Genomic DNA, 16,458 nt, shown 5'->3' on the forward strand with positions numbered 1-16,458 from the left:
GTACTTGAGAATACTTCGCTTAGAATTTACGAATATATGAAATTATGTGTAAATTTCCAAACTTATATTTCGCGAATGAGTTCTTTTAGTATATTTCCGGGGTTTTCGGTACGCATGAACGTCTCTCCCATGAGAAAACCACGGAAACCGGCGGAACGCAATTGGCGGATGGTTTCGGGACTGGAAATTCCACTTTCGGAGACGAGTAGCGGAGGAGTCTTGAAATCAATTCCGGCAACGGTTTGTTTCAGCTCTTCGGCAATGCGGAAGGAGTTTTCCACATCGGTGACGAAGCTGCCGAGGTGGCGGTTGTTGACGCCAACCATGTCCGTCTCCTTATATATATAGGAGAGTTCGGACGGGCTGTGCACTTCGAGCAGGACTTCGAGCCCCAGTTCATGAGCCTGAAGGGTGAGCGTGCGGCACTCGTCGGGTGTGAGGCAGGCGGCGATGAGCAGGATGGCGTCGGCACCCACGATGCGGGCTTGCAGAAGTTGATACTCGTCGATGATGAAATCTTTGCGCAAGATGGGGATGTTGACGAGCGGGCGCACTGTGCGGATGTCGCGCAGGGCTCCACCAAAGAATTTCTCGTCTGTGAGGATGGAGAGGGCGGAGGCTCCGGCGGCTTCATAAGCCGGGGGAATGAGTTCGGCTTGTGCGGTTTCCTTAATCCAGCCTTTGGAGGGGGAACGGCGTTTGAACTCGGCGATGATGCCGGACGGGGAAGAGGCGAGAGACTGCTTCATGCTGCGGCGTTGAAGGGTGCCTGCGGCCTGCGCGGTGGTGTCTTCATGAAGCACAGTGGCAGCTTGCTCTTGCAATTGATTGAGGGAGACTGCCTGCTTCTGCTGTGCTATTTCAATTCGCTTGTGGGCGATAATTTCGGATAAAATATCGGTCATGATTAAATATGAATTATTAAATATAAATTATTAATTATAAGGGGTGGGGTTGTTGATACAGGGAACAAACGCTTAATATTTAATACCTTATAATTAATAATTAACTCAGTTTATTTCTATAAATTTCTTCAATGTCTCCAGTGCTCGTCCACTTTCCAGCGATTCGCGGGCGATGGCGATGCATTCTTCGATTTCCTTTTCGGGTTCCATCACCTGGATGGCAAAGGCGGCATTGACGATGACACATTGCGTTTGGGCAGGGGTGGCACGGTTGTTGAGGATGTTGTCGAAGATGCGGGCAGCGTCTTCCTTGCAGGCTCCTCCGAAAAGTTCTTCGGGGCGGGCGGCACGGAAACCGAGGGCCTGCGGGCGGTAAATACGTTCGTAATTACGCGTCATGACTTTGAACTCGTCCGTAAGAGAGATTTCGTCGTAGCTGTCAAGGCTGTTGACTACGGCAAAGTCGATGCCGAGTTTGTAAAAGACATTGGTGTAGAGGCGCATCTGGGCAAGGTCGGCAACACCAAGCAGTTGGTAGGCAGGCTTGCTGGGATTGACGAGTGGACCGAGAAGATTGAACAGAGTGCGTACCCCCAATGCTTTGCGCACAGGGCCGACGAACTTCATGGCCGGATTGAAAAGTTGGGCATGAAGGTAGGCGATGTTGCACTCGTCCATGCTGCGTTTCAGTTTGTCGGGGTCGTTGGTGAAACGTACGCCGTGTTGCTCAATAACATTGCTTGCACCGCTGACGGAAGTGGCACCGTAATTGCCATGTTTGGCTACTTTATAACCGGCTCCGGCTACGACAAAACAGGCACAAGTGGAGATGTTGAAAGTGTTCTTTCCGTCGCCGCCCGTACCGACGATATCGATGGGGCGATAGGGAGCGAAGTCTATAGGTATGCATGTCTCCATGAGGGCTTCGCGAAAACCTGATAGTTCTTCCACTGTGATGCTACGCATCTGAAAAACAGTGAGTAACGCGGATATTTGAGCCTCGGGATACTTCTCCCGGGTGATGTTTAGGAGGATTTGCTTGGTTTCCTCTGAAGTAAGCTCTTCGTGGTTGAAGAGACGGGTTAATATATCTTTCATAAGTTCGTTTATTATTATTTGAAAAGCCAGTTTTTCAAAATCGTTTTTCCGTCGGGCGTCAGTACAGATTCCGGATGGAACTGGATGCCGTGAATGTCGTACTTCCGATGTTTCAGTGCCATGATTTGTCCTTCGGGACTGAGGGCGGTGATGGCAAGTTCTTCGGGAAAGTTCTCGGTGTCAACTACCCAGGAATGATAACGACCGACTGGAATTTCGGCAGGCAGACCGGAGAAGAGGGGGTCGGGAGTGATTAGTGGTGAGTGATTAGTGATTAGTGAAGAGTTACTCATCACTAATCTCTCATCGCTAATCACTATATTCGTTTGTACGCCGTGAAAGACTTCGCTCAGATTAGTCAGCTTGCCACCGAAGACCTGACCGATGGCCTGTTCACCGAGACAAACGCCGAGTATGGGTTTGCGTCCGGCATAGGTGCGGATGACGTCGAGGAGCAATCCTGCTTCTTCGGGAATGCCCGGACCTGGAGAAAGGATGATTTTGTCGTATGCTTCAAGTTCTTCGAGGGCGAAGCAATCGTTGCGCAGAACATCTACTTCTGCACCGAGTTCTTTCACCAGATGGGCAAGGTTGTAGGTGAAAGAGTCGTAGTTATCTATGATTACTGTTTTCATTGTTATATTTGATTTCTACATTTTTTCTGCCATGATAATGGCTTTTTTCAGTGCTCCCAGTTTATTGTTGACTTCCTGCAACTCGTATTCTTCGTTGCTTTTGGCTACGATGCCGCCACCTGCCTGGAACCAAAGAACTCCGTTACGGCTGACGAAGGTGCGGATAGTGATGGCTTGGTTCAGCGAACCGTTCAGTCCGATGAAACCGATGCAACCACCGTAGGCACCACGGTTGTGCGGTTCCAGTTCGCTGATGAGCTGCATGGCGCGTACTTTCGGTGCACCGCTCAGAGTGCCGGCGGGGAAGGTGTCGATAAAAGCCTTGATGGGTTTGGCATCCTTATTCAACGTGCCACTGACACGGCTGACGAGGTGGATGACGTGGCTGTAATACTGCATTTCCTTGTAGAAATCCACTTTTACATCGTGGCAGTTGCGCGAAAGGTCGTTGCGGGCAAGGTCGACGAGCATGACATGCTCAGCATTTTCTTTGGGATCATCGTGCAGGTATTGGGCATTCTTGGCATCCTGTTCAGGATCTCCAGTGCGCTTGGTGGTGCCGGCAATGGGGTCGATGTAGGCATGGCGGCCTTCGATGCGGCAGTGAGTTTCGGGAGACGAACCGAAAATGCGAAAACCGCCAAAATCAAAGTAGAACAGATATGGGGAGGGGTTGATGCTGCGCAGGGCACGGTAGAGCTTGAAGTCGTCGCCTACGAAGCGTTGTTCGAAGCGGCGGGAGAGGACAATTTGGAAAACATCTCCACGCAGACAGTGGACAATGCCTTGGCGGATATTTGCCTTGTGTTGTTCGTCGGTCAGCGAGGAGGTGGTTTCGCCAACGGCACGGAAGTCGTAGGCGGTGTAGTTGCGGTTGTTGATAGCTTTTTGCACGGTGTCCAGTTCACTTTCTTCACCGGGGGCAAGCATTTCGAGAAGCATCATCTCATTCTTGAAGTCATTGAAGACAATGAGATATTGATAGAGGATATAGAGCATATCCGGCGCATCGTTGGTGGTTTCGCGGCTGTCCTTGACGGGGATGTCTTCGAAATAGCGTACGGCGTTGAAGGAGGTGTAGCCATAGAGGCCGCAGTAGTTGGCGTATTCACCTTCGACGTGGAAGCGGCTGAGGAAATCTTCCAAAGCATTCTCTACACGATATTCCTGTGTGATAGGGCGTTCTTCGCGGGTGCCGTCAGGCAGGCGGAAGATGGCCGTTCCGTGGTCGATGCTGACGCTTGCCAACGGGCAAAGGCCGATGAAGGAACGATTGTTTTCGCTGCCGTGATAGTCCGAGCTCTCCATGAGGGCGCTTTGAGGGAACACGTCACGGACTTTAAGATAGGTACTTACGGGAGTGTGCAAATCCCCGAGAATCGTACGGCTATGCGTTTGATAGTTGTATGTATTCATTTTCTTTAGTGATTAGTTATTAGTGATTAGCGTTTAGTGATTAATGATTAGTGATTATTGATTAGCATCCCACTAATCACTAATCACTACTCACTAAACGTTAAATAAGTTTCTATATCCTTATCTCCACGCCCGGAAACGGTCAGAACAACCACATCTTCGGGTTTGAAGGTCAGTTTTTCGAGGGCACCGAGGGCATGGGCACTTTCCAGGGCGGGGATGATGCCTTCCAGTTTCGTCAGTTCGTAGGCGGCACGGATGGCTTCGTCGTCATTTACGGCGAGCACGATGGCGCGTTTTTGTGCGGCGAGGTTGGCGTGCATGGGACCGATGCCCGGGTAGTCCAGTCCGGCGGAGATGGAGTAAGGTTCTTCAATTTGGCCGTCTTCGTTCTGGATGACGTAGGTGCGGGCGCCGTGGATAATACCCATTTTGCCGAGGGCGATGGTGGCGGCGGTCATTCCGGTGTCCACTCCTTTTCCTCCGGCTTCGGCAAGGATGATTTGAACGCGTGCGTCGTCAATGTAGTGGTAAATGGTTCCGGCAGCGTTGCTTCCGCCACCTACGCAGGCGATGAGATAGTCGGGGCAATCGCGGCCTTCTTTCTCCATGAGTTGTTTTTTGATTTCCTCGCTGATGACGGATTGCAGGCGGGCTACCATATCGGGATAAGGGTGTGGGCCGACTGTTGAACCTATAATGTAATAAGTATCAGCGGGATGACAACACCAGTCGCGGATGGCTTCGTTCGTGGCATCTTTCAATGTCATATTGCCGGAGGTGACAGGAACGACAGTTGCACCGAGCATCTTCATCTTTTCTACGTTGATGTGCTGGCGTTCTACATCCGTTTTACCCATGTAGACGATACATTCCATGTTCATCAGTGCACAGACGGTGGCGGTGGCTACTCCGTGCTGTCCGGCGCCGGTTTCGGCGATGATGCGGTGTTTGCCCATGCGGCGTGCCAGGAGGATTTGCCCGATGGTGTTGTTGATTTTGTGGGCACCTGTGTGGTTCAGGTCTTCGCGTTTGAGGTAGAGTTTGCAGCCATACTTCTCAGAAAGGCGGTGAGCGTAATAGAGTGGGGAGGGACGGCCTACGTAGTCACGCAGTAGTCTGTCGAACTCTTGCTTGAAATCTTCACTTTGCAGCACTTTGAGATAAGTGTTCTGCAGTTCTTCTACACATTTGTGGAGTATTTCGGGAACGTATGCTCCACCGAATTCTCCGTAATAGCCATCTTGATTTACTAAAAAACTCATAATCCTATATTTTTAATTTATTATTTGTTTCGGAACCGGACAAAAGAAAAGAGCCCTGTCGCAGGTTGCGACAGGGCTCTTTTCTTATTCTATATAATGTTTACATATATACATACGAGCACTGCTCCCTTACGACTGTAGGAGTTTTAGTGAGCGCCACCAATATGTATTTACGAGCATTGTTTTCATTGTCTTTTTGTTTTAACTGGGGGCAAATGTAATCACTTTGTTTTAAATACCAAAGAATTTCTTGCTTTTTTTCTTTCTAAGAACAATTTTCTTATAAACTTGTTCTATAATAGTATTAAAAACAACCATTACTCATATAAAAAAGAAAGGATGAACTATGAAACGGAAACATTTAGTCGCCATTGGCGTATCGATTGCTATTCTCTTGTTACTTTACTGGCTATTGGTGGCCGAAGATATGAACGCCTGGCTGAACGTTAATTGATTTTTCGTGACTTTCTAGTGGAGTTGTGCGGATAAAAATGTATCTTCGCAAAAAATCATAAGCTCATGAAAGGAATAAGTAACTCATTTTTGCGCACGATATGTGCGTTGGTAATAGGCCTGATATTGGTGATGTTTCCCAATGAGGCAGGCGATTATCTGGTTATAACGATTGGTGTCGTGTTCCTGATACCGTCGCTCTTAAGTATTATCGGGTATTTTGCCATGAATGCGGAGGAAAGGCGCCGTCTTCCTATTGAGGGGATTGGTAGCTTGTTGTTCGGCCTTTGGTTAGTGATTATGCCCGGTTTCTTTGCTGATTTGCTGACGTTTGTATTGGGATTTATCCTGGTGCTGGGAGGTGTGCAACAGATTGCATCGCTGTCAGTTGCTCGTCGCTGGATGCCGGTTCGTGCAGGGTTTTATATCATTCCGGTACTCATTTTGATTGCAGGTCTGATTGCTTTGTTCAATCCGACAGGGGTACGCTCAACAGCATTTATTATTATCGGTGTTACCAGTATAATTTATGCGGTTTCGGAGTTGGTGAACTGGTTCACGTTTACGCGTAAAAGACCGAAGACACCGACTGTACCGAAGGATAGGGATATTGAAGACGCGGAAATTATAGAAGATAAATGATAATTTAGCGAAGCGGAGCTTCGCAGTAGTAAGTAATAAGTAGTTAGTAGAATAGTCCTATTAATAAAGGCTGTTATAATTCGGAGTATCTCCTACTTACTACTTGCTACTAACTACTAACTACTTATCGCGCTTCGCGCGATAAATTATCATTTATTCCAGCCATTTATTTATCAGTTCCATCACCTCTTTTTTTTCTTTTTCGGGCAATGTATTGATGCGTGCCAGATGGCTTCCATTCGGCTGGATAAATACGTGAATATTCTTCTTGTTTTTCAGCCAGGTGACGCCTGCTGCTGTCCACGGGTCGTTCTGGCCATAGATGAAAATCATTTTTGGGTCGTTTTTCTTTAGTAACTTTGTTATTTTCTTGCTGAGGGTTTTGTCGAAATCCATATCTTTCAGTTCTTCGGGGAGCATCAGACGGTGCAGATACCCCTTGCTCGATTTGATGGAGAGGTATTCCTTGAAAGGCTCGATGTCATAACCATAGTAACCCAGTTCGCGGGCTGCCTGCACGAAGAAAGAAGCGTTCGGACTGTTGGGAGTGAAATAACCGGGTTCGCTGATGGCAAGCAGGTGCTTGAAAATGTCATCATCGGAAGCGGTAGTGGCGGGAATGGAGCTGATAGGAGTGCCCCATTGCCACAAGGCGAATGAATATTCCAATACCGAGTAATCATAAATTTCTTCGATAGGAGCGTTGAATGAATATTTCTTTTCAGCGCAGTATTTCTCGAAGCGGGGGAGCAAGGTAGCTTTCCGTTTTAATACTTCCAGTTGGAAATTTTCAATTTTCTTGCGGTTTTCGGCAGTGGATACGTTGTGGAGGAAGGGTTCGTGACGACCATCTTCTACTCCATAGCAAAGCGGAGCTACGTAGGGGACGGAAATGTCTACATCGTCCGGATAGAAGGTGCGGTAGAGGAGGGTGGTTTGTCCACCCTTACTGATGCCTGTGGCAATCCATTTGCCCGGATAGATGTTCTTGAATGCAGTGGTGACGGCATGCAGGTCGTCTGCGGAGTTTTCGGCTGTCAGGTATTGCCAGTCTTTTGGTTCGGGAGTGGATTCCAGGAAATAACGGTATTCCACGAATATCATGTTGGCATTGAGAAGCTTGGAAAGTTCTTCGCGATATTTGGGGCGGAGGGCATAGGCGGCGCCATAACCTTCGGTGACGATGACTGTAGGACGGTCGAAACCGACATGGGAAACGATGATGCGCTGGCGGAAACTGCCTCTTTCCGGATGGTGGTGATCTAATGGCTGGACAAAATAGGTGACGTACTTCTCTGCGAATTCAGAGGTTTCCAACGGACGGACTTCCTTGATGGCGGAAATCTTACTTAATTTTTGCTTCAGGGCCGTTTGTGCGGATAAGGATGCCGGAATTGCCAGCAACATAAAGAGCAAAAGCGTCGCGTAGCGAATGTGTATGTTCTTCATCATAATCGGGTTTTAAATTGGGGGTAAAGATACTATATTTTCTGAATATTAGGAAGATGTACTTTTCTTTTGCCTTGATTTTTCTTTTTGATACTTTTTCTTTCGGGCAAACGAAAGAAAAAGTATAATCAACAGACTAAAAAAAGAGAGAGAACTGCCTCGCGGCACCTCTCCCCCTGCAAACTTAAAACAACCAACAAAAGAAATAGATTTAGTGAGTGGGGTTTAGTGATAAGTGATTAGTATCCTGCGGCATGATAGCGCAGCCCGCTTATCACTAATCACTAACCGCTAATCACTATAATCTTATCTTATGAACAAGAGTTCTCTGTATTTAGGCAACGTCCACATCTGATTGTCAACAATCAGTTCCAGCTTGTCGATGTGGTAACGGATCTCTTCCATTGCCGGCACGATGGTGTCATGGTAGGCGATGGCTTTTTCACGTTCACTTTCAATCTTGTTGGCAACCTTACGGGCTTCGATCATGGCATCTACATGCTCTTTGATGAAAGCGGTGCGGTCGGCAATCTCTTCGATGAGTTCCAGGTTCTTGGCAGACAGTTTTGCAGCTTTATCGCCGGGGAACAGGTCTTTCATCTTGTAAACGTTGTCGATGAGATCCGTCTGATATTGCGTTGCCACAGGGATGATGTGGTTCATCGCCAAATCACCCAATACACGGGCCTCAATTTGGATTTTTTTAGTGTATGTTTCCCATTTCACCTCGTTGCGGGCTTCCAGTTCTTTCTGAGTCAGGACACCGGTACCTTCGAACATACGGATACTTTCCGGTTTCAGATAGCTGTCGAAGATGAGAGGTACGCTGGTTTCGCAATCCAGGCCGCGTTTCTTGGCCTCTTCTTTCCATTCGTCACTATAGCCATTGCCATCGAAGTGAATGGGTTTGCAGATCTTGATGTATTTGCGGATGACCTCAAGGATAGCCGAAATCTTCGGTTCGCCCTTCTCGATGAGTTCGTCCACATCTTTTTTGAATTCTACCAGTTGCTCGGCTACGGCAGCGTTCAGGGCAATCATGGCGCAGGCACAGTTTGCTTCCGAACCTACGGCGCGGAACTCAAAACGGTTGCCGGTGAAGGCGAACGGGCTGGTGCGGTTACGGTCGGTATTGTCAATCAGTAATTCCGGAATCTGCGGAATATCCAGTTTCATACCTTGCTTGCCGCTAAGGCTTACGAGATCATCTTTTGTACTCTCTTCAATGTGCTCCAATACTTGTGATAACTGTTTGCCGAGGAAGCTGGAAATGATTGCGGGAGGTGCTTCGTTGGCGCCCAGACGGTGTGCGTTGGTGGCACTGGAGATAGCTGCCTTTAACAATCCATTGTGCTTGTAGACTGCCATCAGGGTATTCACTACGAAGGTGATGAAACGCAGGTTCTCTTCGGGCAGTTTACCCGGACCCATCAGCCCGATACCCGTATCCGTACCCAATGACCAGTTGTTGTGTTTACCGCTACCGTTGACACCCTTGAAAGGTTTTTCGTGCAGCAATACGCGGAAGCCGTGGTTGCGGGCTACCTTGCGCATCAGTGCCATGATGAGCATGTTGTGGTCTACCGCCAGATTACATTCTTCGAAGATAGGAGCCAACTCAAACTGGTTGGGGGCTACCTCATTGTGACGGGTTTTAACGGGGATGCCGAGCTTCAATGCTTCAATCTCCAATTCCTTCATGAAAGCGGCTACGCGGGTGGGGATGGCTCCGAAATAGTGGTCTTCGAGCTGCTGGTTCTTGGCGCTGTCGTGACCCATGAGCGTGCGTCCGGTCATCAGCAGGTCGGGACGGGCGGCATACAGACCTTCATCGATCAGGAAATATTCCTGTTCCCAGCCTAGGTAGGCAACCACCTTTTTCACTTCCGGATTGAAGTAACGGCATACGTCTACGGCAGCTTTGTCTACGGCACGCAGGGCTTTCAGCAACGGTGCCTTGTAGTCCAGTGACTCGCCGGTGTAGGCAATGAAAATGGTCGGGATGCAGAGCGTATCATCAACGATGAAAGCCGGAGAGGAGGGGTCCCATGCGCTGTAACCGCGTGCTTCGAATGTATTGCGGATGCCACCGTTAGGGAAGCTGGATGCATCGGGTTCCTGCTGAACGAGGAGCTTGCCTGTGAATTCTTCCATCACACCGCCTTTACCGTCGTGTTCGATGAAAGCGTCATGCTTTTCGGCTGTACCTTCGGTGAGCGGGTGGAACCAGTGAGTGTAGTGGGTAACGCCCATTTCGAGTGCCCATTTCTTCATACCGGCTGCCACTTCATCAGCAATGCTGCGATCCAGCGGAGCACCATTGTCGATCACATCAATCAGTTTGGCATATACCTTGCTCGGCAAATACCTGAACATCTTTTCCTTGTTGAACACATACTTGGCATAATATTCCGACGGACGTTCCGCAGGGGCTGCCACTGAAACGGGTTTCTTTTTAAACGCCGTTTCTACTACTCTGAATCTCAATTTAGACATAAGTAATTAGTGATTAGGGGTTAGTGATTAGTGATTAGTGATAAGCGGGCTGCGCTGTGATAGGGCGTCATGCTTGCCACTAATCACTAACCGCTAACCGTTAGTTAATTATAGGCTGATTCGCCATGTTCGTAAATATCGAGTCCTTCTTCTTCCACCCGTTTCGGAACGCGGAGACCGTGCACGATGTCGAGTCCTTTGAAGATGAGATAACCCATACCTGCCGCCCATGCACCTACCACGAGGGCACCGAATACCTGTGCGCCTAGGAAGCCTGCACCTGCACCGTAGAAGAGCCCTTCGCTGGTGGAGAAAAGCCCTGTGAGTATTGTTCCGAGGAAACCGCAAACACCGTGTACGGAAGAGGCACCCACAGGGTCGTCAACCTTAAGAACTTGGTCGATGAATTCTACCGAAAAGATCATTACAATGCCGCAGATGCTACCGATGATGACTGCTCCCAGCGGAGAAACCGCATCGCAACCTGCCGTGATACCTACCAGACCTGCCAGGATACCGTTCAGCGTGAGTGACAAGGACGGTTTGCTGAACTTCAACCAACTGACTACCAGTGCGAAGAAACCGCCTGCACAGGCTGCAAGGTTTGTGGTGAGGAATACATGTGAGATAGCTTCCTGATCGGCTGTAGAGGCTGCTGCCAACTGTGAACCGGGATTGAAACCGAACCAGCCGAACCACAGAATGAATACGCCGAGAGCTGCCATCGTAAGATTGTGTCCCGGAATGGCTCTGGACTTGCCATCTTTGCCATACTTACCGATACGTGGGCCGAGGATAGCCGCACCTACCAGTGCAATCCAGCCACCGACAGAGTGAACCACCGTAGATCCTGCGAAATCGTGGAACGTGGTGCCGAACAGGTTCATCATGAACGAACCTGCTTCACCGTTCATCAGCCATCCGCCGCCCCAGGTCCAATGACCGGATACGGGGTAAATCAGTACGCTGATGAAGATGGTGTAAACCAGATACATGGAAAACTTGGTACGTTCGGCCATGGCTCCTGATACGATAGTAGCTGCTGTGGCGCAGAATACGGTTTGGAACACCAGGAAACCTTCTGTTGGCAATCCTCCTCCATCATAGAACGAGAGGTCGAAAAAATGGGGCATTCCCACGAAACCACCTACGCCAAACATCAGTCCGAAACCGATGAACCAGTAGAGAAGGGAGCCAAACATGAAGTCTACGAAATTCTTCATCAGAATGTTGGCAGTGTTCTTCACCCGGGTGAATCCGGCTTCTACAAGTGCGAAGCCCGGTTGCATGAAAAATACTAGCATGGCGGCAAGAAGCATCCATACGGTGTTGAGTCCGTTTACCAGTTCTCCTAATGTGTCTGGAATGGCTTCTTCTACAGTTATCTGATCTGTTGCGGCTATTATTGTAGTTGATATGCTATCCGCCGTTGCGGCTTCCTGTGCGAAAGTTTCTGTGGCTATGCAGGTTGCCATAAGGACAGCACCGACTATCCACAGCTTGGCAATGCTGCGTTTACTATATTTATCCATAAGTTTCTTTGCTTTTTTGTTGTACTTGTATTCTTTGTCTTTAAGTGTGGTTTGATGCTGCCTGCTTATCTTTCCTGTTCGGCATTATAGAGTGCGATATCACCCCGTTCAGCAGTGCGGATGCGGATGGCGTCCTGCACGGGGATGACGAAGATACGTCCGTCTCCGATTTCTCCGGTTTGTGCAGCTTTGATGATGGCTTGCACGGTCTTCTCCGCATTTTTGTCACGCACCACGATGGAGATCAGGATACGTTCAATAGAACTTGTGTCGTAGTGTACACCGCGGTAGATGCGCGCCTGGCGGGATTTTCCTATGCCTCTTACGTCGTAGTAGGAGAACCATTCGATGTCCGCTTCGAGCAATGCGTCCTTCACATCCTCGAATTTGGTCTTACGGATAATTGCTTCAATCTTTTTCATACCTTATACATTTTTCGTGTGTAAATCTATACCTGTCTGTCTCTTAAAAACTAACTCCGAATGCGAAGTAGGCTCCCTGTGTATGGGGATTGAAGGTTAGTTGTGCGAAGGTGGGCAGCGAGAAGGAATCGCTGAATTTGATCTCCTTTTCGGCTTTCAGTGTGAGGTTGGTGACATTGAACTTATCGGCGTATGCACCTTCCCATGGGGTTATACCTACTTCTGCCGACCAATCCAGACCGGCCAGTTTGAAAGGGGCGCTGATGCCTACATAAGTGGAATAGGCTCTGTCACCGTTCTCTTTCATGTAGTCGTCTCCGGCAAAATAAGTGTTCCAGCTTAGTGCCAGAGGCCCGAAGTCGTATCCCAGGGTTGCTTCAAAGATATGTGCCGTGCTGTGTGCACCATACTTGAAGTAATCTCCCGTATATCCACCGTCTTCTTTGTGATAGGAGAACCAATAATCGGTGATTGCCACACTGAAACCGCCTATGCTGTAGTCCAGTGTAAGATCAATTTCCCTGGCATCGTCTTTGTCGATTCCTACCGAACCCCATGCTGTCAGTGACAAGCCTTTGTATCCTACCGACATGCTGGGTTGAATGCTCACTCCGCCGCAGTCCGTGCCACGCCAGATGTAGCCACTTACCAGGTCGGCACCTACTGATGCTTCCACTTTGTCCTGTGCCTTTGCCGTGAAGGGCAGGGTTGCTGATAATAATGCGATTGCTATTACCTTTAATTTTACGCTTTTTGTTTTCATATCCTTTTACCTTTTTAAGTTTAGAAAAATTGCGGATGATCAGTCCGGTGAAACAGCTGTTATTTAAGTATAATATTTTTGGTTGGTCGATACTATCTGTTATGCTGAGCTTGTCGAAGCATCTCTTCTCTCTACATCAACCATTTCCTGATTCTCTTCATCGCCTCCGTGCAATCTTCGTGATTGCCAAAAGCCGTCAGCCGGATGTAACCCTCTCCGCTGGGACCGAAACCTACGCCGGGTGTTCCCACTACGTTGGCTTCATACAACATTTGTTCAAAGAATCGCCAGGAGCCGACTCCGTTCGGTGTTTTCAGCCAGATGTAAGGGGCATTTACGCCGCCGTATACTTTCAGGCCGGCTGCTTCCAGACCATCTTTCATCGTCCGGGCGTTGTTCATATAGTAATCAATGTTTTCTTTTATCTGTCGTTTACCTTCCGGGGTGTATATGGCTTCGGCAGCCCGTTGGGTGATGTAGCTGGTGCCGTTGAACTTGGTGCATTGGCGGCGGTTCCACAGGCGGTTCAGTGCGATGCGTTCACCGGTCAATGTGGCGGCCGTCAGCTCTTTCGGAACCACGGTATATCCGCAACGTACTCCGGTGAATCCGGCTGTTTTTGAGAAACTGCGGAACTCAATGGCACATTTCTTGGCTCCTTTTATTTCGTAGATGGAGTGGGGCACGTCCTCTTCTTGTATAAATGCCTCGTATGCTGCATCAAACAGGATGAGGGTATCGTTGGCAAGTGCATAGTCCACCCATTTCTTTAACTGGGCCTTGGTCAGCGTGGTTCCCGTCGGGTTGTTCGGGTAGCAGAGATAAACGATGTCGATGCGTTTGTCTGGTATTTCGGGGACGAAGTTGTTTTCGGCGGTGCAAGGCATGTAGGTCACGTTGCTCCATTTGCCGTCCTCTTCCAGCACTCCGGCGCGGCCGCACATTACATTGCTGTCTATGTATACCGGGTAGATGGGGTCGGTCACTCCCACACTGTTGTCGTGGCGGAGGATGTCTCCGATATTACCCGTATCACTTTTGGCTCCATCATTGACGAATACTTCTGTAGGGCTGAGATGAATACCTCGTGGGGTGTAATCGTGCTTGATGATAGCTTCAATCAGAAAATCATATCCCTGTTCGGGGCCGTATCCGCGGAAAGTATTTGCGTTTGTCATCTCATCCACTGCCTTGTGCATCGCCTCGATGCAAGCCGGTGGCAGTGGCCGGGTAACGTCTCCGATACCCAAACGGATGACATCTTGCTTGGGGTGTGTTATCCTGAAAGTATTCACCTTTTTAGCTATGTCTGAAAATAAATAACTTCCCGGTAATTTCAAAAAATGTTCGTTTACTAATGCCATACTTTCTTGTTGTTTTAAGTTTACTACTTTTCGCTATCTAATTATCGGATTTCTATTTCTCCATCGAACACCCGGACTGCTCCTCCGGTCATCATTACGTGCCCGTTTTTTTCGTCCCATTCAATGGTGAGAGTGCCTCCATCCATGATGATGTCTGATGTTCTTCCGGCTCTTCCTGTGAGGGCGGCTGCTACGGCGGTGGCACACGCTCCTGTTCCGCAGGCTTGGGTGATACCCGAGCCTCTTTCCCATACCCGCATCCGGATTTTGCCGTTTTCAAGTACTTGGGCGAATTCTACGTTGATTCGTCCGGGGAATAACGGGTGGTTTTCTAGTTTCGGGCCGATGTTTTCGAGGTCTATCTCCTTTATATCATCTACAAAGATTACCAGATGGGGATTTCCCATTGATACGGTGGTTCCGGTGAATGGCCGTCCGCAGGCTTCTACGGTTTGTTCCTGCATGTCGGCAGGGATGCCCATGTCCACGGTGACGGTATCCACTCTTCCGTCTTCTACGTGAAGTTTCAGTACTTTGATGCCCGAAAGAGTATCGAGGGTGACTGCTGTCTTTGAGGTTAGTCCATATTCATATAGGTATTTGCCGATGCAACGGCTGGCGTTGCCACACATTTTGGCTTCGGAGCCATCTGCATTGAAGATGCGCATGTTGAAATCAGCTTTGTCCGAACTGCCGATAAGTACCAGACCGTCACTTCCAATTCCTGTGTGCGGGGCGCTCCATGCAACCGAAAGTTTTTCAGGACTTTCGATGGGGTATTTCGTGGTGTCTACATAGATGTAGTCATTACCCGCTCCGTGCATCTTGGTGAATTTAATCATTTTTGTCATTTTGTACTCTGTTGGTGAATTAATGTTTCCTTTTGTTTTAATCACGATGCAAAGATACGACATTTTGATTATTATTTAATGGAAATAATACCTTATTTCTATTTTAGATGTCTAATCTTTCAGTCGCTGCAAATATACACTATTCAAGTTTCAATTTAAAAGTTTGCAGGGGGATATTTGGCTAATTTGTTATTTATGGAATTATTTCCGCATATTCATTCTGTGTGAAAAAGGAGGTGAATGCTTGCTTTTTGCAGAAAAGTGAAGTTTATGGAATGAAAAAACCGTTTCATAAATGACATTATGAAACGGTTTTATTGTTTTTGGTAACTAAATGTATTTCGGGAAATGCCTTGCTACTGTCTTTAAAAAAGTTATTTCTTTTTCAGTATCTCCTGCAACAATACAGGTTCATTGGTTGTGATAAAGTCCACACCTTCGCCAATAAGCCACTCCATATCTTTGGCGTCGTTCACTGTCCAGGCATTCACTTTCATGCCGAGGTCGTGACATTCTTTAATCCATTCGGGATGTTTCTTAAATACGTTGAAGTGATAGTCAGGTCCGGCACATCCCCATTCTTTCAATTCTTTTGGACTAAGATCGCCTTCCAGATAGTAGACGGGAGTACCTTTCGGGGCGAGACGGATGAACTCTTTGCAAGCGTGGCGGGAGAAAGTGATGTACTCAGTACGATCTGTCAACCCCATTTTCTTTATCATTTTCACGATTTGTTCTACGGCGCGGGTTTCCTGTTCGGGAGTCTTGTGCGCTTTAAGCTCCAGGATAAGGCGGGTTTTCAGTTGCTTGGCCTTATCGAGGTATTGCTTCAGGGTAGGGAGGTTTTCGCCATTGTCGAGGATGATGGAAGTACACTCTTTCTTGGTGGATGTTTCCATGCGGACACCTTTAAAGACGCCATCGTGGTCTACGATGAGTTTATTGTCAGCAGTGAGCCATACGTCGAACTCAGAGCCGTAACAGTTAATAGAATCGGCTTTCACTAGGGCGGCAACACTGTTTTGGGCGGAGCCGTCGGTCTTCCAGAAGCCACGGTGGGCAATAACTTGGGTATTTTGTGCCTGCACAGTGCCGTATGCGGCAATGGATAGGGCAGAGGCGAATAAAAGTTTTTTCAGATTCATAGGTGCTTGATTTTAAATTCGC

Annotated in this window: 14 protein-coding genes; 1 reads left to right on the forward strand and 13 read right to left on the reverse strand. The window is 48.3% G+C overall.

The genetic code is table 11. The features are described 5' to 3' along the window. Positions 1 to 62 precede the first annotated feature (62 nt). The 5 genes from trpC to trpB all read right to left on the reverse strand — a co-directional run bounded on the left by trpC (position 63) and on the right by trpB (position 5,322). On the reverse strand, positions 63 to 905 hold the full coding sequence (trpC, locus tag HMPREF9447_RS00455) for an indole-3-glycerol phosphate synthase TrpC (protein ID WP_009127229.1): 843 nt from the start codon (positions 903 to 905) through the stop codon (positions 63 to 65). Between the two features lie 105 nt (positions 906 to 1,010). Beyond that, complete coding sequence (trpD, locus tag HMPREF9447_RS00460) at positions 1,011 to 2,003, reverse strand: anthranilate phosphoribosyltransferase (protein WP_009127230.1); 993 nt, start codon at positions 2,001 to 2,003, stop codon at positions 1,011 to 1,013. Positions 2,004 to 2,017: 14 nt separating this feature from the next. Further along, positions 2,018 to 2,638 carry an anthranilate synthase component II gene (locus tag HMPREF9447_RS00465; protein WP_009127231.1) on the reverse strand — a complete coding sequence of 207 codons (621 nt, stop codon included), beginning with the start codon at positions 2,636 to 2,638 and terminating at the stop codon, positions 2,018 to 2,020. Positions 2,639 to 2,653: 15 nt separating this feature from the next. Then, on the reverse strand, positions 2,654 to 4,054 hold the full coding sequence (locus tag HMPREF9447_RS00470) for an anthranilate synthase component I family protein (RefSeq protein ID WP_009127232.1): 1,401 nt from the start codon (positions 4,052 to 4,054) through the stop codon (positions 2,654 to 2,656). 86 nt (positions 4,055 to 4,140) lie between these two features. Beyond that, on the reverse strand, positions 4,141 to 5,322 hold the full coding sequence (gene trpB / locus HMPREF9447_RS00475; RefSeq protein ID WP_044137264.1) for a tryptophan synthase subunit beta: 1,182 nt from the start codon (positions 5,320 to 5,322) through the stop codon (positions 4,141 to 4,143). 516 nt (positions 5,323 to 5,838) lie between these two features. Here trpB and HMPREF9447_RS00480 point away from each other — a divergent pair. Then, positions 5,839 to 6,414, forward strand: a complete 576-nt coding sequence (locus tag HMPREF9447_RS00480; RefSeq protein WP_009127235.1) for an HdeD family acid-resistance protein — start codon at positions 5,839 to 5,841, stop codon at positions 6,412 to 6,414. A gap of 153 nt (positions 6,415 to 6,567) precedes the next feature. Here the strand turns inward: HMPREF9447_RS00480 and HMPREF9447_RS00485 are convergent, their stop codons facing one another. The 8 genes from HMPREF9447_RS00485 to HMPREF9447_RS00520 all read right to left on the reverse strand — a co-directional run bounded on the left by HMPREF9447_RS00485 (position 6,568) and on the right by HMPREF9447_RS00520 (position 16,436). Further along, positions 6,568 to 7,863 carry a S28 family serine protease gene (locus HMPREF9447_RS00485; RefSeq protein WP_009127236.1) on the reverse strand — a complete coding sequence of 432 codons (1,296 nt, stop codon included), beginning with the start codon at positions 7,861 to 7,863 and terminating at the stop codon, positions 6,568 to 6,570. Between the two features lie 306 nt (positions 7,864 to 8,169). Beyond that, positions 8,170 to 10,359 (reverse strand): glutamine synthetase III family protein, encoded by a 2,190-nt coding sequence (locus HMPREF9447_RS00490; RefSeq protein ID WP_009127237.1) that lies wholly within the window; start codon positions 10,357 to 10,359, stop codon positions 8,170 to 8,172. Between the two features lie 104 nt (positions 10,360 to 10,463). Continuing rightward, positions 10,464 to 11,891, reverse strand: coding sequence for an ammonium transporter (locus HMPREF9447_RS00495; protein WP_009127238.1), 1,428 nt, complete (start codon positions 11,889 to 11,891; stop codon positions 10,464 to 10,466). 65 nt (positions 11,892 to 11,956) lie between these two features. Continuing rightward, positions 11,957 to 12,313: a P-II family nitrogen regulator gene (locus HMPREF9447_RS00500; protein ID WP_009127239.1), complete on the reverse strand. Its 357-nt coding sequence runs from the start codon at positions 12,311 to 12,313 to the stop codon at positions 11,957 to 11,959. A gap of 43 nt (positions 12,314 to 12,356) precedes the next feature. Next, positions 12,357 to 13,076 carry a hypothetical protein gene (locus HMPREF9447_RS00505; protein WP_009127240.1) on the reverse strand — a complete coding sequence of 240 codons (720 nt, stop codon included), beginning with the start codon at positions 13,074 to 13,076 and terminating at the stop codon, positions 12,357 to 12,359. 131 nt (positions 13,077 to 13,207) lie between these two features. Then, on the reverse strand, positions 13,208 to 14,440 hold the full coding sequence (locus HMPREF9447_RS00510) for an LL-diaminopimelate aminotransferase (RefSeq protein WP_009127241.1): 1,233 nt from the start codon (positions 14,438 to 14,440) through the stop codon (positions 13,208 to 13,210). A gap of 41 nt (positions 14,441 to 14,481) precedes the next feature. Then, positions 14,482 to 15,291 (reverse strand): diaminopimelate epimerase, encoded by an 810-nt coding sequence (gene dapF / locus HMPREF9447_RS00515; RefSeq protein ID WP_044137267.1) that lies wholly within the window; start codon positions 15,289 to 15,291, stop codon positions 14,482 to 14,484. Positions 15,292 to 15,665: 374 nt separating this feature from the next. Further along, positions 15,666 to 16,436, reverse strand: a complete 771-nt coding sequence (locus HMPREF9447_RS00520) for a glycerophosphodiester phosphodiesterase family protein (RefSeq protein WP_009127243.1) — start codon at positions 16,434 to 16,436, stop codon at positions 15,666 to 15,668. Positions 16,437 to 16,458 lie beyond the last annotated feature (22 nt).

It is taken from the genome of Bacteroides oleiciplenus YIT 12058 (assembly GCF_000315485.1).
GTDB classification, from domain to species: Bacteria; Bacteroidota; Bacteroidia; order Bacteroidales; family Bacteroidaceae; genus Bacteroides; species Bacteroides oleiciplenus.